This window comes from Burkholderia sp. GbtcB21, assembly GCF_019091065.1.
GTDB lineage: Bacteria > Pseudomonadota > Gammaproteobacteria > Burkholderiales > Burkholderiaceae > Burkholderia > Burkholderia pyrrocinia_C.
Window position 1 is genome coordinate 785,245 of sequence record NZ_JAGXKA010000002.1, and the last position, 20,131, is coordinate 805,375.

Sequence of the window (20,131 nt, forward strand, 5' to 3'; positions counted from 1 at the left end):
GTCATGCCTTCTGTTGTGTGTTCTGCACGAGCTTCGCCGGCACGCCGCCGATCGAACCCGCGCCCATCGTGATCACCACGTCGCCGTTCCGCGCGACCTTCGCCAATGCGTCCGGCACGTCGTCGACCGTCGCGACGAACACCGGGTCAACCTTCCCCACCGCGCGCAGCGCGCGCGACAGCGCGTCGCCGTTGGCCGTCGCGATCATGGCCTCGCCGGCCGCGTAGACTTCCGTCAGCACCAGCGCATCGACCGTCGACAGCACGTTGACGAAATCGTCGAAGCAGTCGCGCGTGCGCGTGTAGCGATGCGGCTGGAACGCCAGCACGAGGCGGCGGCCCGGAAACGCGCCGCGCGCGGCCGCGATCGTCGCGGCCATCTCGACCGGGTGATGGCCGTAATCGTCGATCAGCGTGTACTGGCCGCCGTCCGCGGTCGGCACTTCGCCGTAACGCTGGAAGCGCCGGCCGACACCGTTGAATTCCGCCAGCGCCTGCTGGATCGCGTCGTCCGCCACGCCGAGGTCGGTCGCGATCGCGATCGCCGCGAGCGCGTTCTGCACGTTGTGCAGGCCCGGCATGTTCAGCACGACCGCGAGCGGCGCGCGCCCTTCGCGGATCACCGTGAAATACATCCGGCCGTCGCGCGCATCGATGTCTTCCGCGCGCACCTGCGCGTCCGGCGACAGGCCGTAGCGCACGACCGGCTTCGAGATGAACGGGATGATCTGCCGCACGTTCGGATCGTCGACACACACGACCGCGCTGCCGTAGAACGGCAGGCGCTGCGTGAATTCGATGAACGCCTGCTTGAGCCGCGCGAAATCGTGGCCGTAGGTGTCCATGTGGTCGGCGTCGATGTTCGTGATGACTTCGATCACCGGATACAGGTTCAGGAACGACGCGTCCGACTCGTCGGCCTCGGCGACGATGAAGTCGCCCGTGCCGAGCCGCGCGTTCGCGCCGGCGCTGATCAGCCGCCCGCCGATCACGAAGGTCGGATCGAGGCCGCCTGCCGCGAGCACGCTCGCGACGAGGCTCGTCGTCGTGGTCTTGCCGTGCGTGCCGGCGATCGCGATCCCCTGCTTCAGGCGCATCAGTTCGGCGAGCATCACCGCGCGCTGCACGATCGGCACGCGCTGGTGGCGTGCGGCCAGCACTTCCGGGTTGTCCGAACGCACGGCCGTCGACACGACGACCGCGTTCGCGCCCTCGATGTTCGCCGCGTCGTGGCCGATCGCGATCCGCGCGCCGAGCGCCTGGAGACGATCGGTCACCGCGTTGCGCGACAGGTCCGAGCCGCTGACCTCGTAGCCGAGGTTGACGAGCACTTCGGCGATGCCGCTCATGCCCGCGCCGCCGATCCCGACGAAATGAATGTGTTTGACGATATGTTTCATTGCAATATTTCCAGGTTCGCGCCGGCCACCTTCGCGCAAACGCGCGCGACTTCATCGGTGGCCTCGGGCTTCGCCAATGAGCGCGAACGCTCCGCCATGTCCGCGAGCGACGCCCGCGTCTGGCCGCGCAGCCAGTCGGCGAGCAAATCCGCCGACAGGTCGCGTTGTTGCACCAGCACCGCCCCGCCCGCATCGGCGAGGAACGCGGCGTTGGTCGTCTGGTGATCGTCGACCGCGTAAGGGAACGGCACGAACAGCGCCGCCACGCCCACCGCCGCGATCTCCGACACCGTCATCGCGCCCGAGCGGCAGATCACGAGATCCGCCGCCGCATACGCGGCCGCCATGTCATCGATGAACGGCACGAGCCGCACGTCATCGCCGGCCGTGAAACCGGCCGCTTCATAATTCGCCTTCAGCGCGTCGATATGCTTCGCGCCGGCCTGGTGCACGATGCGCGGGTGTTCGCCCGGCGCCAGCAGCGCGAGCGCACGCGGCACGACTTCGTTCAGCGCAGCCGCGCCGAGGCTGCCGCCGACGACCAGCACGTTCAGCGGGCCGCTGCGCGATGCATAGCGTGCTTTGGGCGCTTCCGCGCGCGCAAGTTCCGTGCGAATCGGGTTGCCGGTCCATTCCGCGTGCGGCAGTGCGCCGGGGAACGCGACGAGCACGCGTTTCGCGAATTTCGCGAGCACCTTGTTCGTCAGGCCCGCGATCGAATTCTGTTCGTGCAGCACGAGCGGACGCCCCGACAGCGCGGTCATCACGCCCGCCGGGAACGTGATGTAGCCGCCCATCCCGAGCACGACGTCCGGCCGCACGCGGCGCAGCGCGCCAAGGCTCTGCCAGCACGCGCGCAGCAGGTTGAACGGCAGCGTCAGCTTGGTCTTCAGGCCCTTGCCGCGCAGCCCGCCGAACCGCACGTACTCCATCGGAATGCCGTGCTTCGGCACGAGCGTCGCTTCCATCCCGGCCGGATTGCCGAGCCACACGACGCGCCAGCCCGCCGCTTCCATCCGGTGCGCAACCGCGAGCCCCGGGAACACGTGGCCCCCGGTGCCGCCTGCCATCACCATCAGCGTGCGTCGCGAGGAGGTCATACCTTCCCTCCGCGCATCAACACCCGGTTTTCGTAGTCGACCCGCAGCAGCACCGCGAGCGCGACGCAGTTCAGCAGAATGCCGGACCCGCCGTAGCTCACCAGCGGCAGCGTCAGGCCCTTGGTCGGCAGCAGCCCGAGGTTCACGCCCATGTTGATGAACGTCTGCGCGCCGAACCAGATGCCGATGCCCTTCGCCGTCAGCCCGGCGAACGTGCGGTCGAGTGCGAGCGCCTGGCGGCCGATCTCGAACGCGCGGCGCACGATCCAGTAGAACAGCAGGATCACGACCATCACGCCGATGAAACCGAGCTCCTCGCCGATCACCGCGAGGATGAAGTCGGTATGCGCTTCGGGCAGGTAGTTCAGCTTCTCGACGCTGCCGCCGAGGCCGACGCCGAACCACTCGCCGCGGCCGAACGCGATCAGCGAGTGCGTGAGCTGGTAGGCCTTGCCCTGCGCGTAGCGCTCGTCCCACGGATCGAGATACGCGAAGATCCGCTCGCGACGCCACGGCGACAGCCACACGAGCATCGTGAAGGTGCCGACTGCCGTCGCGACGAGGCCGCCGAACAGCTTGCCGTTCACGCCGCCGAGGAACAGCACGCCCATCGCGATCGCGGCGATCACCATGAACGCGCCCATGTCCGGCTCGAGCAGCAGCAGTGCGCCGACGAGACCCACCGCACAGGCCATCGGCAGGAAGCCCTTCGCGAAGCTCTGCATGTATTCCTGCTTGCGCACCGTGTAGTTCGCCGCATAGATCGTCACCGCGAGCTTCATGACTTCCGACGGCTGCATGTTCGTGATGCCGAGCGGAATCCAGCGGCGCGCGCCGTTCACGCCCTTGCCGACGTGCGGGATCAGCACGATCACGAGGCTGACGAGCGCGATCAGGAAGAGATGCGGCGCGTACTTGTCCCACGTCGACACCGGCACGCGGAATGCGATCACGGCCGCGATGAACGCGACGACGAGCGACACGCAGTGACGCATCAGGAACGCGTAATCGTGATACGACGCGTATTTCGGCGAATCCGGCATCGCGATCGACGCCGAATACACCATCACGACGCCGAGCCCGAGCAGCGCGATCGCCACCCACAGCAGCGAATAATCGAAGTCGAGCATCCGCGAGCGGCTCGGGCGCACGCCGTTGACGACGCTCGCGAGGCCGCCCGTCGCGGCGCGCGTGGCCGACGCGACGCGACCGCCCGCGGCGTTGCCGCCGGCATCGCGCCGGTCGTTGAAACGGGAGACGAGGCGATCGGACCAGCTCATGGCGTCGCTCCTTTGTCGATGGCGATTTCGTCGACCGCCGCACGGAACACGTCCGCGCGATGGGCGTAGTTCCTGAACATGTCGAGGCTCGCGCACGCGGGCGACAGCAGCACCGCATCGCCCGGCTCCGCCAGGTCGGCCGCTGCATGCACCGCACCTTCGAGCGTCGCGTGATCGGCGAGCGGCACGCCCGTTTCGGCGAGCGTGTCGCGAATCGCCGGCGCATCGCGGCCGATCAGCATCACCGCGCGGCACCAGCGCGCGACCGGCGCGACCAGCGGCGCGAAATCCTGCCCCTTGCCGTCGCCGCCGGCGATCAGCACGATCTTCTGCGCGAGCCCGTCGAGCGCGGCAACCGTCGCACCGACGTTCGTGCCCTTGCTGTCGTCGACGTAGTCCACGTCGTCGATCGTCGCGATCACTTCGACGCGATGCGCTTCGCCGCGGTATTCGCGCAGCGCGTGCAGCAGCGGCGCAGCCGGCAGATCGATCGCACGCGCGAGCGCGAACGCGGCCAGCGCGTTCGCCGCGTTGTGCAGCCCGCGAATCCGCAGCGCGTCGGCCGGCATCAGGCGCTTCTGCGCGATGTCGGGCGTATGCGCGGCGTCGCGCTTGCGCCGGCGGGTCGGCGCCGCTTCCTCCGGCGCGTCGCGATCGACGGCTTCCACCAGCCATGCGATGCCGTTGTCGCGCGACAGCCCGTAGTCGCCGTCCTGGGTCGGCTCGTTCAGGCCGAACGTGACCGTGCGCGGCGCGTCGGCCACGCCCGCTGCCGGCGCGAACTTCATCACGGCCGCGTCGTCGCGGTTCAGCACGCGCGTCGTCGTCGCGCCGAAGATCCGGCCCTTTGCGTGCGCGTACGCGTCGAAGCTGCCGTGCCAGTCGAGGTGGTCCTGCGTGATGTTGAGGATCGCGGCCGCATCGGGCGCGAACGTGCGTGCGGTCTCGAGCTGGAAGCTCGACAGTTCGAGCACCCACACGTCGGGCAGCGCCGTTTCGTCGATCGCGCCCGCGAGCCGGTCGAGCATCGCCGGGCTGATGTTGCCTGCGACGGCGACCTTCTTGCCCGCGCGCTGGCACAGCAGGCCCGTGAGGCTCGTCGTCGTCGTCTTGCCGTTGGTGCCCGTGATCGCGAGCACCTTCGGCTGGTAGCCGCTCGTGCCGAGCGCGCGCAGCGCCTGCGCGAAGAATTCCAGCTCGCCCCACACCGCGATCCCGCGCTCGTTCGCGGCCGCGACCAGCGCCGCGAGCGCCGGTTCGAGCGGCGACAGGCCGGGGCTCAGCCCGACGATCTCGACGCCGCCGTCGAGCAACGCGGGCGCGAACGGCCCGCCGACGAACTCCGCATCGATGCCTTCGGCCTGCAGCGCGGCAAGGTTGGGCGGTGCCTCGCGGGTATCGGCAATCCGCAGCCGGCACCCGTGCCTCGCGCACCATCGCGCGATCGCGAGACCCGATTCCCCGAGCCCCAGTACGAGCACCATCGGCCGTTGCCGATCTCCAAACATCTCGCCAGACATCCTTGTTACCTTTCCTTTACCGCAGCTTGAGGGTGGTCAGACCGAACAGGCACAGCATCAACGTGATGATCCAGAAACGCACCACCACCTGCGTTTCCTTCCAGCCGGACAATTCGAAATGGTGATGCAGCGGCGCCATCTTCAGCAGGCGCCGCCCTTCGCCGTAGCGCTTTTTCGTGTACTTGAACCACGAAACCTGCAGCATCACCGACAGCGTTTCCGCGACGAAGATGCCGCCCATGATGAACAGCACGATTTCCTGGCGCACGATCACCGCGACCGTGCCGAGCGCGCCGCCGAGCGCCAGCGCGCCCACGTCGCCCATGAACACCTGCGCGGGGTGCGTGTTGTACCAGAGGAACGCGAGCCCTGCCCCGCCCATCGCGGAACAGAAGATCAACAGTTCGCCCGCGCCCGGGATGTGTGGGAACAGCAGGTATTTTGAATACACCGCGCTGCCCATCACGTACGCGAACACACCGAGCGACGCACCGACCAGCACGACCGGCATGATCACGAGGCCGTCGAGGCCGTCGGTCAGGTTCACCGCGTTGCTCGCGCCGACGATCACGAAGTAGGTCAGCACGATGAAGCCCCACACGCCGAGCGGGTAGCTGATCGACTTCAGGAACGGCAGCATCAGGTCGGCGCGGGCCGGCAGCCCCATCGACAGCCCGCTGCGCACCCACGCCATGAACAGGTCGAACACGCGCACGTTGTTCGCCTCGGACACGCTGAAGGCGAGGTAGACGGCCGCGAACAGGCCGATCACCGACTGCCAGAAATACTTCTCGCGCGACGACATCCCGCGCGGATCCTTGTGGACGACCTTGCGGTAATCGTCGACCCAGCCGATCACGCCGAAACCGAACGTGACGAGCATCACGATCCAGATGAAACGGTTCGTCAGGTCGCCCCACAGCAGCGTCGCGACCGCGATGCCGATCAGGATCAGCACGCCGCCCATCGTCGGCGTACCGGACTTGACGAGGTGCGTCTGCGGGCCGTCCTTGCGCACGGCCTGCCCGACCTTCATTTGCGTCAGCTTGCGGATCACCCACGGTCCGCACACGAGCCCGATCCCCAGCGCGGTGATGGTGGCCATCACCGCCCGGAACGTGAGGTACGTGAACAAGCGCAAAAAGCTTGCGTCTCCTTGCAGCCATTGCGCCAGCGCCAGCAGCATGCTTCCTTCCTTCTACTCAGTGGGCAGCGGGCGTCGCGCCCGCTGCGGGTTGGTTCGTCAGCGCGTCGACCACGCGCTCCATCTTCATGTACCGCGAGCCCTTCACGAGCACCGTCGCCTGCGCGCCGTAGCCCGCCGCGAGCAGCGCCGACACGAGCGCGCCGACGTCGTCGAAATGGCGGGCCGTGTCGCCGTATGCCGTACAGGCATCGCGCGATGCATCGCCGAGTGCGAACAGCGCGTCGATCCCGCGCTCGCGCGCATAGGCGCCGATCTCGCGATGGAACGCCGGCCCTTCGTCGCCGACTTCGCCCATGTCGCCGATCACCAGCACGCGCGGCGCCGGATGCGCGGCGAGCACGTCGATCGCGGCACGCATCGAATCGGGGTTCGCGTTGTACGTATCGTCGACGACCGTCGCGCCCGCGAGGCTGCCGGCGATCGCCTGCTTCACCTGCAGCCGGCCCTTGACCGGCTCGAACGATTCGAGGCCCTGCCTGATCGCCGACAGCGCGACGCCGGCGCCCAGCGCCGCGGCCGTCGCGGCCAGCGCGTTGCGCGCGTTGTGCTCGCCGAGCGCACGCAGCCGCACCGTGACGGCGCCGGCCGGCGTGTCGATCGCGAGTTCGCCGCCTTGCAGACGGCCCGTGACCTGCGCTTCGGTCTGCCGGTCGGCATCGTTCAGCGCGAAATCGAGGATCCGGTTGCCCGTCGCCGCGACGCGCCAGATGCCCGCGTACGCATCGTCGGCCGGGAACACCGCGACGCCGTCCGGCGGCAGCGCGTGAATCACGGCCGCGTGTTCGAGCGCGACGGCTTCGACCGTCGCCATGAATTCCTGGTGCTCGCGCTGCGCGTTGTTGACGAGCGCGACCGTCGGCGCCGTGAGGCGCGCGAGGATTTCGGTCTCGCCCGGGTGGTTCATCCCGAGCTCGATCACCGCGAGGCGATGCGCGGCCGACAGGCGCAGCAGCGTCAGCGGCAGGCCGACGTCGTTGTTCAGGTTGCCGGCGGTTGCGAGCCGCGCGTCGGCGCCAACCGCCGCCGCGAAGATCGACGCGATCATTTCCTTGACGGTCGTCTTGCCGTTGCTGCCCGTCACCGCGACGAGCGGCAGCGGGAATCGTTTGCGCCAGCCGTGCGCGAGCGCGCCGAGCGCGGCACGCGTTTCGCCGCCTTCGATCGCCGGCATCGCGAGGCCCGCCGGCACGTGCGCGACCAGCGCCGCGGCAGCACCGCGCGCCGCGACATCGCCGAGGAAGTCGTGCGCATCGAAGCGCTCGCCCTTCAGCGCGACGAACAGGTCGCCCGGGCCGACCGTGCGGCTGTCCGTCGACACACGGTCGAACGTGACGCCCGCGTCGCCGTGAACGGTTGCGCCGGGAATCAGGCGAGCGGCTTCGTCGAGACTGAGCATCGTCATTCGCCGCCTCCCTTGCCGTGCGTCGCTCGCGCTGCCAGCGCGAGCCGCGCGTGATCCTGATCGGAGAACGTACGTTTCTTGCCCATGATTTCCTGCGTCGCTTCGTGGCCCTTGCCGGCCAGCACGACGACGTCCTCGCGTGCGGCGCCGCGCACCGCCTGCAGGATCGCGCTCGCGCGATCCTCGATACGACGTGCGCGAGCGGGCATGGTCATGCCCGCGACGATCTGGTCGATGATGCGCTGCGGATCTTCGCTGCGCGGGTTGTCGCTCGTGACGACGATTTCGTCGGCGAGCCGTTCCGCGATCGCGCCCATCAGCGGCCGCTTCGTCGCGTCGCGGTCGCCGCCGCAGCCGAACATGCAGACGAGCCGGCCGCCGCGCGCCGCCGCGATCGGGCGCAGCGCGTCGAGCGTCTTCTCGAGCGCGTCGGGCGTGTGTGCGTAGTCGATCACGACGAGCGGTTCGTCGTTCTGCAGCCGGCCGCCAAGCCGCTGCATCCGGCCGTTGACGGACTCGAGCCGTTCGATCTCGGCGAGTGCCGCGTCGAACGGCACGTCGGCCGCGAGCAGCGAGCCGAGCACGGCGAGCAGGTTGCTGACGTTGAACGTGCCCAGCGTGCCGACTTCGACGTCCGCGTCGCCCCACGACGAACGCAGGCGGAATGCCGTGCCGGTCGCGGTGGCGCGCACGTCGAGCGCGACCAGTTCGCGATCGGCGTCGGGCGCCTGCGCGTCGCCGATCCCGTACGCGATCGTGCGCACGCGGCCGGCCAGCTTCTCGAGCAGGTTTTGGCCGGCTGCGTCGTCGCGGTTGACGACCGCCGCGCGCAGGCCGCGCCATGCGAACAGCTTCGCCTTCGCCGCCTCGTACGCGTCGAACGTGCCGTGATAGTCGAGGTGATCCTGCGTGAGATTCGTAAATACCGCGATGTCGAACGCCGTACCGTTCACGCGCCCCTGATGCAGCGCGTGCGACGATACTTCCATCGCCACGGCCCGCGCGCCCGCGTCGCGCAACTGCGCAAGGCTGCGCTGAAGCTGCGACGCGTCGGGTGTCGTGAAGCCCGTCGGCACGAGCTGGCCTGGCATCCCGCTGCCGAGCGTGCCGATTACCGCGCACGGCTGGTGCAGCGCCGTCAGCGCGGCGGCAATCCACTGCGTGCACGAGGTCTTGCCGTTCGTACCGGTCACGCCCACCGCGAGCAGGCTGTCGCTCGGGTCGCCGTACCAGCCGCTGGCGATCTCGCCGGCAAGCTGGTCGAGCGCCGGCACCGCGAGCGCGACGGGCACGGCCGGCGCAGCGGCCAGCCCTTCCGGCTGATACAGCACGGCGGCCGCGCCGCGTGCGACGGCATCGGTAATGAAGGCGCGGTTGTCTGCCCCGTCGACTGCATACGCGACAAACACGTCGCCAGCCTTGAGGCTGCGCGTGTCGGCATGCAGTTGCGCGGCGGGGGCCACATGCTGACGCAGCCACGCAAGCGCGGCTGCGATCTGCTGATGCGCCGGATGGGAACTGCGGGCGGCGCTCATCGAACAACTCCTGGTGAATTACGCGTCGTGCTGGACACGATCATATGCTTCGCACCGCCACCCGCGGCCAGCTTTTGCGGCCCCGCTGCGGAAGGTGCTGCCGGCGAATCGTCAGACACGACCAGTTGCTTGATCGGCATGTTCGGCGGCACGTTCAGCGCACGCATCGTGTCGCCGGCGATCGCCGAGAATACGGGGCCGGACACCTGGCCGCCGAAGTGGCTGCCGGCGGTCGGCTCGTCGACCGACACCGCGACGACGATGCGCGGATTCGGCATCGGCGCCATGCCGACGAACGATGCGCGGTACTTGCGCGTATAGCCATGGCCTTCATGCTTGTACGCGGTACCGCTCTTGCCGCCGACGCGATAACCCGGCACGGCCGCATCCGGCGACGTGCCGCCCGGCGCGACCACCGTCTCGAGCATCGCGCGCACTTCGCGCGCGGTGGTCGGGTTGAACACCTGCGTGCCCGCGACCTGCTGGTTGGGGTCAGTCTTGAAAATGGTCACGGGCATCAACTCGCCGTCGTGCGCGATCGCCGTATAAGCCCGCGCGAGCTGGAACAGCGACACCGACAGGCCATAGCCGTACGACATCGTCGCCTGCTCGATGCGGCGCCAGCTCTTCCACAGCCGCAGGCGGCCGGCCACCGCGCCCGGGAAGCCGACCTTCGGCGCCTGGCCGAGGCCGATGCTGGTATACATATTCCACATTTCCTCGGGCCGCATCGTCATCGCGATCTTCGTCGCGCCGATGTTGCTCGACTTCTGGATCACGCCGCCGACCGTCAGCGTGCCGAAACCCGCGTCGTCGGTGATCGGCGCGCCGTCGAGCACGAAATGCCCGTTGCCCGTCTCGACGAGCGTGTTCGGCGTCACGCGATGCAGGTCGAGCGCGAGCGACACCGTGAACGGCTTCATGATCGAACCCGGCTCGAACACGTCGGTCATGATCCGGTTGCGCAACTGCTCGCCCGTCATGCGCGAGCGGTCGTTCGGGTTGTACGTCGGGTAGTTGACGAGCGCGAGCACCTCGCCGGTGCGCACGTCGACGACCATCGCCGCGCCGGCCTTCGCCTTGAACTTCTCGACGGCGGCCTTCAGGTTCGCGTACGCGATGTACTGGATCTTGCTGTCGATCGACAGGTCGACGTCGGTTCCGTTGTGCGGCGGGATCTGCTCGGCGACGTCCTCGACGATGTGCCCCATCCGGTCCTTGATCACGCGGCGCACGCCCGACGTGCCGGACAACATCTTCTGGTCGCCGAGCTCGACGCCCTCCTGCCCTTCGTCCTCGACGTTCGTGAAGCCGATCAGGTGCGCGGTGATCTCGCCTTCCGGATAGAAACGCTTGTATTCGTTGCGCTGATAGATGCCCGGAATGTCGAGCGCGGCGACCTTGTCCGCGATGTCGATCGGCACCTGGCGCTTTACGTAGACGAAACCCTTGTCTTGCGACAGCTTCACGCGCAGCTCCTTCGACGTCATGCCGAGGAGCTTGCCGAGCTGGTTGACCTTGTCGGCATCGAGATCGTCCGGCACCGCGTCGGGAATTGCCCAGATTGCGCGCACGGGCAGGCTCGTCGCGAGCACGAGCCCGTTACGGTCGAGGATCTTGCCGCGCGTCGCGGGCAACTCCAGCGTGCGCTGGTAGCGGCTTTCGCCCTGCTTCTGATAGAACGCGTTGCCGGGCCCCTGGATCCAGAACGCCCGCGCGGCCAGCGCGACGAACGCCATGAACAGCATGAACACGACGAGCTTCGAGCGCCACATCGGCAGATGCACGCCCAGCACGGGGCTCGACGTGAATTTCACGTTCTGGCGCTTTTGCGACGGCTTCATCGCGCGCCCCCCTTGCCCTTGCCGGCCGTGTCGGCCGAAGCAGGAATCGGCGCGTCGATCGCCTTCGCGGCGCCCGGCGGCAGCGTCAGGTATTGCGTGCGGCCGGTCGTGATCGGCTGCATCTTCAGCGAATCGTTCGCAAGCTGCTCGATACGCGACGTCTTCGACAGCGCGCTCTGCTGATATTGAAGCTGCGCGTAATCCTGCTGGAGCTGACGCTCCTGCGACTGCGCGCGCTGCAGCTGGATGAAGATCTGCCGCTGCTGGTTCGTCGAGTTGACGACCGACAGCGCGCAGCCCATCACGATGATCAGCAGGAAGATATTGAAGCGGCTCATGGCGTGACGCGCTCCGCAATGCGCATCACGGCGGACCGGGCGCGCGGATTCGCGGCGACCTCCGCTTCACTCGGAAACTGGCGGCTGATGATCTTGAGCGGCGGGCTCGGGAGATCGACGGCACGGATCGGCAGGCGACGATCGACCGCAGGCGCACTGGCGTGCGCCTGCATGAATCGCTTGACGATCCGGTCCTCGAGTGAATGAAAGCTGATGACCACCAGCCGCCCCCCTTGCTCCAGCAACGACAGTGCCGCGTCTAGTACGACTTGCAGGTCCGCAAGCTCTTGATTGACGTGAATCCGTATAGCCTGAAAGGTGCGGGTTGCCGGATCCTTGCCCTTCTCACGGGTTTTGACGACGTGACCCACGATTTGGGCAAGCTCGCCCGTGGTGTCGAGAGGCCCAAGACGGTCGGACTCTGCCCGGCGAGCAACAAGCGCCTTTGCAATCTGAAAAGCAAACCGTTCTTCCCCATAATCTCGTATCACCTCCGTCAATTCCTGCACCGAAGCCCGCGCGAGCCATTCGGCCGCCGACTCGCCACGCGTCGGATCCATTCGCATGTCCAGCGGACCATCGGCGCGGAAGCTGAAGCCGCGCGCCGGATCGTCCACCTGCGGCGAGGACACGCCCAGGTCCAGCAACACACCGGACACCTTCTCGACGCCGCGCGCCGCAAGCGCGTCGCGCATCGAAGCAAAGCTGTCATGCACGATCGAGAAGCGCGCATCCTCGATGCCCTGCGCCGTCTCAATCGCCCTCGGATCCTTGTCGAACGCGATCAGCCGCCCGGCCGCCGCCAGCCGCGCGAGCACCGCGCGGCTGTGGCCGCCGCGCCCGAACGTGCCGTCGACATAAACGCCGTCCGGCCGCGTCACGAGCGACTCGACCGCTTCATCCAACAGCACTGTCCGATGCTGCAATTCGTTTCCCATCGCGGGCGTCTCCGTCACCGCAATCAGAACGTGAAATTCTTCAGCGCGTCGGGCATGCCCTGCGCCATCGCCGCCTGCTCCTTCGCGTTGTAGGTCTGCGAATCCCACAGCTCGAAGTGACTACCCATTCCCAACAACATGACTTCCTTTTCCAGTCCGGCTGCCATGCGCAGCTCGGGCGATACAAGAATCCGGCCCGCGCTGTCGAGATCGACGTCCATCGCATTGCCGAGAAAAATTCGCCGCCACCAGTGCGCGTCCATCGGCAGCGCGGCGATCTTGGCGCGGAACACTTCCCATTCGGGGCGCGGAAACAGCAACAGGCAGCCGTCCGGGTGCTTGGTCACAGTCACCCGTCCTTCTGCCTGTCCTTGCAGCGCTTCGCGATAGCGAGCCGGCACCGACATCCGCCCTTTCGCATCGAGCGTCAGCGCCGACGCCCCTTGGAACACTTTCCGCTCTCCCGTTCAGGGCACCGAAGTACCCGACCAATGCTGAGAATTTAGCCGGAATAGCCCGCCAAATCACACAAAAATACACTTTCTCACACTGTCTCCCACTTTAGAGGAAGGGTGTGGCACGGTCAAGGGAGCGGCCCGCTTTTTTGACGAATTTTGTTAGTTAGAACAAGGACTTACGCGCACATGCTCATGCGCCCCCTCATTCCAAAAACCGTTATAAATGAATGAGCTAGTGCAACATGTGAAGGTGATACATGAGAAAGACGGGCCAGACGGGCGTGCGGACGGGGCTTTCGGGGGAGGGAAAACGTGGAATAAACGGGCGGTATCGGGGGCGGTGAGCCGGGGCGACGTCATGCGTCGCCCGGCGCAAATCTCACAGATAGTATGCAGTGCTCGTCATGACTTTCGACGCGGCACGCATCAGCATCCGCGCAGGCAGCGGCAGTTCGATTCCGCCGGCGTCGGTCGCGGCCTTGCCGTGCTTCACCTCGTCGATGCGCATCTGGTCGACGATCGCACGCGACGCCGTATCGGTCGCCGGCAGCTCCGACATATGGCCTTCCAGGTGACTCTCGACCTGCCGCTCCGTCTCGGCCATGAAACCGAGGCTGACCTTGTCGCCGAGCGTGCCGGCCGCCACGCCGATCGCGAGCGCGCCGGCATACCACAGCGGGTTCAGCAGGCTCGGACGCGAATCGAGCTCTTTCAGGCGGTGCGCGGTCCACGCGAGGTGGTCCTCCTCCTCGCGCGCGGCCTCCTCGAACATCGCCTTCGCCGACGCCGTGCGCGCGGTGAGTTTCTGTGCCTGATAGAGCGCCTGCGCGCAGACTTCGCCGACGTGGTTCACGCGCATCAGCCCTGCGGCATGCGTACGCTCCGCGGGCGTCAGCTCGACGTCTGGCGCGGCGGCCGGCGCGGGCACCGGCCGGCTCATCCGGCTAATGCCGGTCAGCGATCGCAGGCCGCGATCGAATTCGCTGATCAGTTCATCCAACACCATCCTGTTCTCCTGGCTGCATGTGCCGCCGTGGGCGGCGAGAGCACGAGTCCGCTGCGTATCCGACTTGATTATTCAGCGGAAATTGCGGTTAACCCGTGATTTTAACCATTGTTGCATAAAGGAAACATGGCGACCTTGAGCTGCGGCATTTCGCTTTGTGGCAAAAAACGGTTTTGCTACATTACGTGCGACTTCTTGCGAAGTTGATGGGCCCGTCAACAGAACATAACTATCTGCCCCGCCAAAAAAATTCAGTGATTCTTGGAGATCCGTTAATGAAAAAGTCGCTTCTCGCGCTCGTCGCGCTGGGCGCGTTCGCTGGCGCTGCTCATGCGCAAAGCAGCGTGACGCTTTACGGCATCATCGATGAAGGCCTGCTCTTCAACAACAACGCGGGTGGCAAGCACCTGTACAGCATGGCCAGCGGCGTGATGCAAGGCAGCCGCTTCGGCCTGCGCGGCACCGAAGACCTCGGTGGCGGCCTGAAGGCAATCTTCACCCTCGAAAATGGTTTCGACGTGAACAGCGGCAAGCTTGGCCAGGGCGGCCTGATGTTCGGCCGTCAGGCTTACGTCGGCCTGTCGAGCCAGTACGGTACGGTCACGCTGGGTCGTCAGTACGACTCCGTCGTCGACTTCGTCGGCCCGCTTGAGGCAGGCGACCAGTGGGGCGGCTACATCGCCGCTCACCCGGGCGACCTCGACAACTTCAACAACGCCTATCGCGTAAACAACGCGGTCAAGTTCACGAGCCCGTCGTACGGCGGCTTCACGTTCGGCGGCTTGTACAGCTTCGGCGGTCAGGCAGGCCAGTTCTCGAAGAACCAGGTCTGGTCGCTCGGCGCAGGCTACAACAACGGCCCGCTGGTCCTGGGTGTCGGCTACTTGAACGCACGCACGCCGGGCAACTTCGGCGGCATGTTCAACAACGGCTCGACGGCTGCGACGACGGCGGTATCGTCGCCGGTCTACGGCGCATACGCGAACAACGCGAACACGTACCAGGTCATCGGTGCAGGCGGCGCTTACACGTTCGGCGCAGCGACGATCGGCGCGACGTACTCGAACACGAAGTTCAAGGGCTTCTCGGTCGGTCCGTTCGTGAACCAGACCGCGACGTTCAACAACGGCGAAATCAACTTCAAGTATCAGCTGACCCCGGCGCTGATTCTCGGCGCAGCGTACGACTACACGCAAGGCAGCAAGATCGACGGCAACTCGGCAGCCAAGTACCACCAAGGCTCGCTGGGCGTCGACTACTTCCTGTCGAAGCGCACCGACGTCTACGTGATCGGCGTGTACCAGCACGCATCGGGCAACGCGCTCGACGCGAAAGGCAATGTCGTTCAGGCAACGGCAGCGATCAACGGTCTCGCAGGTTCGAGCACCAGCAACCAGGTCGCAGCACGCGTCGGCATCCGTCACAAGTTCTAATCAGCTTGTCTGACAAGACGCAGCATATTGAAGGCGCCTTCGGGCGCCTTTTTCTTTTCCGGTGCGACGGCAAGACGGGTGCGCGGCGGACCGGCCGGTCGCGTTGCACGCATCGCCGGAGCTCCGTGTCCGTTCGCTGCGCGAAAAACCACGGCCAGACGCCGGCCGCTGCGGGAAACCACCTCATCCGATCCGTGCCGCAAACAAAAAAGCCCGGCACAAGCCGGGCTCTTCCGTTCAACCGCGCTGCTACGCGCGTCCGTTACGCGCGTCCGTCGCGCAACTCGCGCCGCAGGATCTTGCCGACGTTCGTTTTCGGCAGCTCCGTGCGAAACTCGACCAGTTTCGGCCGCTTGTAACCGGTGAGCCGCTCCTTGCAGTAAGCGAGGATGTCCTTGTCGGTGAGCGCCGGGTCCTTCTTCACGATGAACAGCTTCACCGCTTCGCCGGAATGCTCGTCCGGCACGCCGACCGCCGCCACCTCGAACACGCCCGGATGCGACGCCACCACGTCCTCGACTTCGTTCGGATACACGTTGAAGCCGGACACGAGAATCATGTCTTTCTTCCGGTCGACGATCTTCACGTAACCGCGCGCATCCATCACGCCGACGTCGCCCGTCTTGAAGAAGCCGTCCGGGAACATGACCTTCTCGGTCTCGTCCGGCCGGTTCCAGTAGCCGGCCATCACCTGCGGCCCACGGATGCAGATCTCGCCGGGCTCGCCGAGCGCGACGTCGTTGCCGGCGTCGTCGCGAATCGCCACTTCGGTCGACGGCAGCGGCAAGCCGATCGTCCCGCTGTATTCGGTCGCCGTCACCGGGTTGCAGGTCGCCACCGGCGACGTCTCGGACAGCCCGTATCCTTCGATGATCGCGGTATGGGTCTTTTCATACCAGCGCTTCGCGACGCCCTCCTGGATCGCCATGCCGCCGCCGTTGGCAATCACGAGCTTCGACAGGTCGAGCTGACTGAATTCGGGATGGTTCAGCAGTGCGTTGTACAGCGTATTGACGGCCGGAATCGTCGAGATCTGGTAGCCCTTCAGTTCCTTGATCATCCCGCCGATGTCGCGCGGGTTCGGGATCAGGATGCCCATCCCGCCCGTGCGCATCGTCAGGAAACCGCAGACGGTCAGCGCGAACACGTGATACAGCGGCAGCGCGACAACCGTCACGAACTGTTTCACCTCCGGGTACTTCTCATGAGCCGGATGGTGCCAGGCGCCGGCCTGCAGCACGTTCGACACGATGTTCCGGTGCAGCAGCGTCGCACCCTTCGCGACGCCGGTCGTACCGCCCGTGTATTGCAGGAACGCGGCGTCGTCGGGGCCGATCTTCTGCGGCTTGAACGCCTGTCGCGCGCCTTCCGACAGCGCTGCCTTGAAGCGCGTGAACGACGGCAACTGCCACGCAGGCACCATCTTCTTCACGTTGCGCACGACGTAATTGACGAGCCATCCCTTGATGCCCAGCAAGTCGCCCATCGACGCGACGACGACATGCTTGACGGCCGTATTCGCAATGACGGCCTGCAGCGTCGACGCGAAATTCTCGAGGATGACGATCGCCTCGGCGCCGCTGTCCTTCAACTGATGTTCGAGCTCCCGCGGCGTGTAGAGCGGATTGACGTTGACGACGGTATAGCCGGCGCGCAGTACCGCGGCGATCGTCACCGGGTACTGCAGCACGTTCGGCATCATGATCGCGACGCGCGCACCGCGCGCGAGACCACGGGATTGCAGCCACGCGCCGAACTGGCGCGACAGCTTGTCGAGTTCGCCGTACGTGATGCCCTTGCCCATGCAGACGAATGCCGTGCGATCGCGGTACTGCCGGAAGCTTTCGTCGAGGAGGTCCGGGACGGACGGATAAGGAGACGCGTCAATTTCGGCTGGAACGCCGGGTGGGTACGATTTCAGCCAAATTTTTTCCATACTGCGCGTCTCCTCACAGATTTTCGAATGGTCGTGCTAAAACGCATCGTAGCGGCTCGCCCGTCCCGAGACAACAGGGTTAGATGTCCACTTCGAACTTCCGCGAAAAATCGTCTGATCATACGGGAATATTCGATCAAATTCGCTCAACTTCCACAAGACAATCGTAAAACGTCGCCGAATTGCCGAGATCGGTCAGCGCCTGGCTCGTCACTTCGTTTGCGTTCCTGCCGTCCGGCGACAGCTTCTTCCACCAGATCGACAACCCGACAACGAGCCCAGCACGTGCGCGATCGGTAATTCTCGCGAGCGCCTGCATGGATCCGCGGTCGTTGAAGATGCGTACGACGTCGCCGTCCGCGATGCGGCGCGCACTGGCGTCGGACGGGTGCATGTCGAGGTGCGGCTCGCCTTCCGTGGTGCGCAGGCTGTCGACGTTCACGAACGTGCTGTTCAGGAAGTGGCGGGCCGGCGGCGAAATCATCGCGAGCGGATAGCGCGCGGCGAGTTCGGGTGCGGCCTCGGCCGATTCGAAAGGCGGCAGGTAATCGGGAACGGGGTCCATGCCCATCTGCTCGAGCCGCGGGCTGTAGAACTCGCACTTGCCGGATGGCGTGCGGAAACCGCCATTCGCGAACGGTGCGTCCGGCAGCTTCAGCTTCAGCCAGCCTTCCCGCTTCAACGTGTCCCAGTCGCTGTCGAGCGCCGGATCGTCCCACCGGAGCGCAGCGCGCGCGACCTCTTCGTCGCTGTGATAAAGCGCGGGCTCGTCGAGCCCCATGCTGCGCGCGATGCCGCGAAAGATCTCCGTGTTCGGCCGCGCGTCTCCGACCGGTGGAATCGACGGCAGGTTTGCCATCACGTAGGTGTGGCCGTACGATTTGTGGATGTCCAGGTGCTCCAGCTGCGTGGTCGCCGGCAGCACAATGTCGGCGAAATCGACGGTATCGGTCTTGAAATGCTCGAGAACGACCGTGAACAGATCGTCGCGCGCAAACCCTGCTGCAACCTTCGAGGAATCCGGCGCGACTGCCACCGGATTCGAGTTGTACACGATCACCGCCTCGACCTTGGGCCCGAACGTCGCGTCACCCGCGTGCAACAGCGCATCGCCGATCGCGTTCATGTTGATGATGCGCGGCAGCTTGTGCGGCCAACCCGGCATCAAATCCGGGCGCAGCAGTGCCTGCTGGTTGACCGGCGCGGATTCCGACGACGAGAGCAACAGCCCGCCAGCCCGATCCCGCCAGGCCCCTGTCAGCGCCGGCAGACTCGCAATCGCGCGCACGGCGTTACCGCCGCCGCGGACGCGCTGCATGCCGTAGTTGAGGCGAATCGACGCCTTGCGGGTCGCACCGTAACGACGAGCAAGGTCGATCAGCTCCGACGCGTCGATGCCGCAGATCTGCGCGACGCGTTCGGGCGGATAAGACATCGCCCGCGCCTTGAGTGCGTCAAAACCGAGCGTATGGCGGGCGATGTAGTCGTGATCGAGCAGGTCTTCGGTAATCAGCACGTGCATCATGCCGAGCGCAAAGGCGCCGTCGGTACCCGGCTTCAACGCGATGTGCTGATGGCACTTCTCCGCTGTCAGCGAACGATACGGGTCGATCGCGACAAGACGGGCGCCACGGCGCTTCGCTTCTTGCGCACGCGTCCAGAAGTGCAGGCTCGACGCGATCGGGTTTGCGCCCCATATCAGAATCAGCTCGCTTTCCTCGAAATGCTCGAGGTGCATGCCGAGGCTACCGCCATACGTGTAACGCAGCCCCGCTGCACCGGCGGCCGCGCAGATCGCGCGTTCGAGCCGCGATGCGCCGAGCTTGTGGAAGAACCGCTGGGCGATGCCCTCGCCCTGCACGAGCCCCATCGTCCCCGCGTAGCTGTACGGCACGATCGCTTCGGGTTCGCGCGCAGCGATTTCGCCGAGGCGACGGCCGATCTCGTCGAAGGCTTCGCTCCAGCTGATCGGCACGAAGTGCCCATCCCCCTTCGCGCCGACCCGCTTGAGCGGGACCGTGAGGCGGTCGGGATGATGAACCCGATCGGCATACCGGCTGACCTTCGTGCACAACACGCCCTGCGTCGGCGGATGGTCGGGATCGCCCGTGACCTTGATCGCCTTGCCGTTTTCGACGGTCACACGCATGGCGCACGTGTCCGGACAATCGTGCGGGCAAACGGCCCGGGCTACCTGTATGGCGGCGTTCATCGTTTTGAATGCAGAGATGGGGATTCGCAAATTTTACGTGGGCACGCCGGATAAAGCGTTTATTTCGTGCGGATCTTGGGTTATTTAGTCGAAGAGCGATTGCGGAAGCGAAGGGTTTTAGTCGCTATGCGTACCGTTCGCGGAAGGAGAACTGTGCCTCCTGCTTTGCATTCGACGTGGACGGTCGAAAATTGATCACGTCCGACCGTGCCTGTCGATACGTGAAGTGGAGGGAGTTGTGCCTTTGATCGAAGATGCAATCAATAAACCGATGAACCGCTAGAGATATCAGCTATTGACAGAATGCGGCACTGGAATTAGGCACGTAGGGAGGGACAACTTGGACGCCATCGGCACTCTGGCTCCGACTGCGCCGCCGTTGCCCGGCGCGCCCCGCATTTCGGCCGCGCCAATGCAAAAACCCCCGCCTTTCGGGCGGGGGTTTCTGGCTTAGGGAGCCTGACGATTACCTACTTTCACACGGGAATCCGCACTATCATCGGCGTAGAGTCGTTTCACGGTC

15 protein-coding genes are annotated in these 20,131 nt (G+C 65.9%); 1 reads left to right on the forward strand and 14 read right to left on the reverse strand.

The genetic code is table 11. The features are described 5' to 3' along the window. Window position 1: 1 nt before the first annotated feature. From murC to coq7, 12 genes are all read right to left on the reverse strand, one after another. Entirely contained in the window at window positions 2-1,399 is a 1,398-nt protein-coding gene (murC, locus tag KVT39_RS07945) for a UDP-N-acetylmuramate--L-alanine ligase (protein ID WP_175963137.1), read from the reverse strand. After that, the gene (murG, locus tag KVT39_RS07950; protein WP_034182636.1) at window positions 1,396-2,499 is read right to left on the reverse strand and encodes an undecaprenyldiphospho-muramoylpentapeptide beta-N-acetylglucosaminyltransferase; all 1,104 of its coding nucleotides are present in this window, start codon (window positions 2,497-2,499) and stop codon (window positions 1,396-1,398) included. Before murG ends, murC begins: the two co-directional genes overlap by 4 nt. Beyond that, window positions 2,496-3,779, reverse strand: coding sequence for a putative lipid II flippase FtsW (gene ftsW, locus KVT39_RS07955; RefSeq protein ID WP_034182635.1), 1,284 nt, complete (start codon window positions 3,777-3,779; stop codon window positions 2,496-2,498). The genes murG and ftsW overlap by 4 nt, the downstream gene beginning before the upstream one ends. Continuing rightward, window positions 3,776-5,287: a UDP-N-acetylmuramoyl-L-alanine--D-glutamate ligase gene (murD, locus tag KVT39_RS07960; RefSeq protein ID WP_131947298.1), complete on the reverse strand. Its 1,512-nt coding sequence runs from the start codon at window positions 5,285-5,287 to the stop codon at window positions 3,776-3,778. The genes ftsW and murD overlap by 4 nt, the downstream gene beginning before the upstream one ends. A 28-nt stretch (window positions 5,288-5,315) precedes the next feature. Continuing rightward, window positions 5,316-6,485 (reverse strand): phospho-N-acetylmuramoyl-pentapeptide-transferase, encoded by a 1,170-nt coding sequence (gene mraY, locus KVT39_RS07965; protein WP_006477019.1) that lies wholly within the window; start codon window positions 6,483-6,485, stop codon window positions 5,316-5,318. 16 nt (window positions 6,486-6,501) lie between these two features. After that, window positions 6,502-7,908 carry a UDP-N-acetylmuramoyl-tripeptide--D-alanyl-D-alanine ligase gene (murF, locus tag KVT39_RS07970; RefSeq protein ID WP_131947299.1) on the reverse strand — a complete coding sequence of 469 codons (1,407 nt, stop codon included), beginning with the start codon at window positions 7,906-7,908 and terminating at the stop codon, window positions 6,502-6,504. Next, complete coding sequence (locus tag KVT39_RS07975; protein WP_131947300.1) at window positions 7,905-9,443, reverse strand: UDP-N-acetylmuramoyl-L-alanyl-D-glutamate--2,6-diaminopimelate ligase; 1,539 nt, start codon at window positions 9,441-9,443, stop codon at window positions 7,905-7,907. Before KVT39_RS07975 ends, murF begins: the two co-directional genes overlap by 4 nt. Next, window positions 9,440-11,287: a penicillin-binding protein 2 gene (locus KVT39_RS07980; protein ID WP_217588326.1), complete on the reverse strand. Its 1,848-nt coding sequence runs from the start codon at window positions 11,285-11,287 to the stop codon at window positions 9,440-9,442. Before KVT39_RS07980 ends, KVT39_RS07975 begins: the two co-directional genes overlap by 4 nt. Further along, window positions 11,284-11,625 (reverse strand): cell division protein FtsL, encoded by a 342-nt coding sequence (ftsL, locus tag KVT39_RS07985; protein ID WP_009694564.1) that lies wholly within the window; start codon window positions 11,623-11,625, stop codon window positions 11,284-11,286. Before ftsL ends, KVT39_RS07980 begins: the two co-directional genes overlap by 4 nt. Next, window positions 11,622-12,563, reverse strand: coding sequence for a 16S rRNA (cytosine(1402)-N(4))-methyltransferase RsmH (rsmH, locus tag KVT39_RS07990; RefSeq protein WP_034182630.1), 942 nt, complete (start codon window positions 12,561-12,563; stop codon window positions 11,622-11,624). The genes ftsL and rsmH overlap by 4 nt, the downstream gene beginning before the upstream one ends. Window positions 12,564-12,586: 23 nt before the next feature. Next, window positions 12,587-13,015, reverse strand: a complete 429-nt coding sequence (gene mraZ, locus KVT39_RS07995) for a division/cell wall cluster transcriptional repressor MraZ (RefSeq protein ID WP_006487094.1) — start codon at window positions 13,013-13,015, stop codon at window positions 12,587-12,589. Between the two features lie 385 nt (window positions 13,016-13,400). Further along, window positions 13,401-14,027, reverse strand: coding sequence for a 2-polyprenyl-3-methyl-6-methoxy-1,4-benzoquinone monooxygenase (gene coq7, locus KVT39_RS08000; RefSeq protein ID WP_034182629.1), 627 nt, complete (start codon window positions 14,025-14,027; stop codon window positions 13,401-13,403). A 275-nt stretch (window positions 14,028-14,302) separates the two neighbouring features. Between coq7 and KVT39_RS08005 the strand changes: the two genes are divergently transcribed. After that, window positions 14,303-15,460: a porin gene (locus KVT39_RS08005; RefSeq protein ID WP_034182628.1), complete on the forward strand. Its 1,158-nt coding sequence runs from the start codon at window positions 14,303-14,305 to the stop codon at window positions 15,458-15,460. A gap of 262 nt (window positions 15,461-15,722) precedes the next feature. Here the strand turns inward: KVT39_RS08005 and KVT39_RS08010 are convergent, their stop codons facing one another. After that, window positions 15,723-17,396 (reverse strand): long-chain fatty acid--CoA ligase, encoded by a 1,674-nt coding sequence (locus tag KVT39_RS08010; protein ID WP_175750262.1) that lies wholly within the window; start codon window positions 17,394-17,396, stop codon window positions 15,723-15,725. Between the two features lie 136 nt (window positions 17,397-17,532). Then, window positions 17,533-19,608: a molybdopterin-dependent oxidoreductase gene (locus KVT39_RS08015; RefSeq protein WP_217588327.1), complete on the reverse strand. Its 2,076-nt coding sequence runs from the start codon at window positions 19,606-19,608 to the stop codon at window positions 17,533-17,535. Window positions 19,609-20,131: the final 523 nt, after the last annotated feature.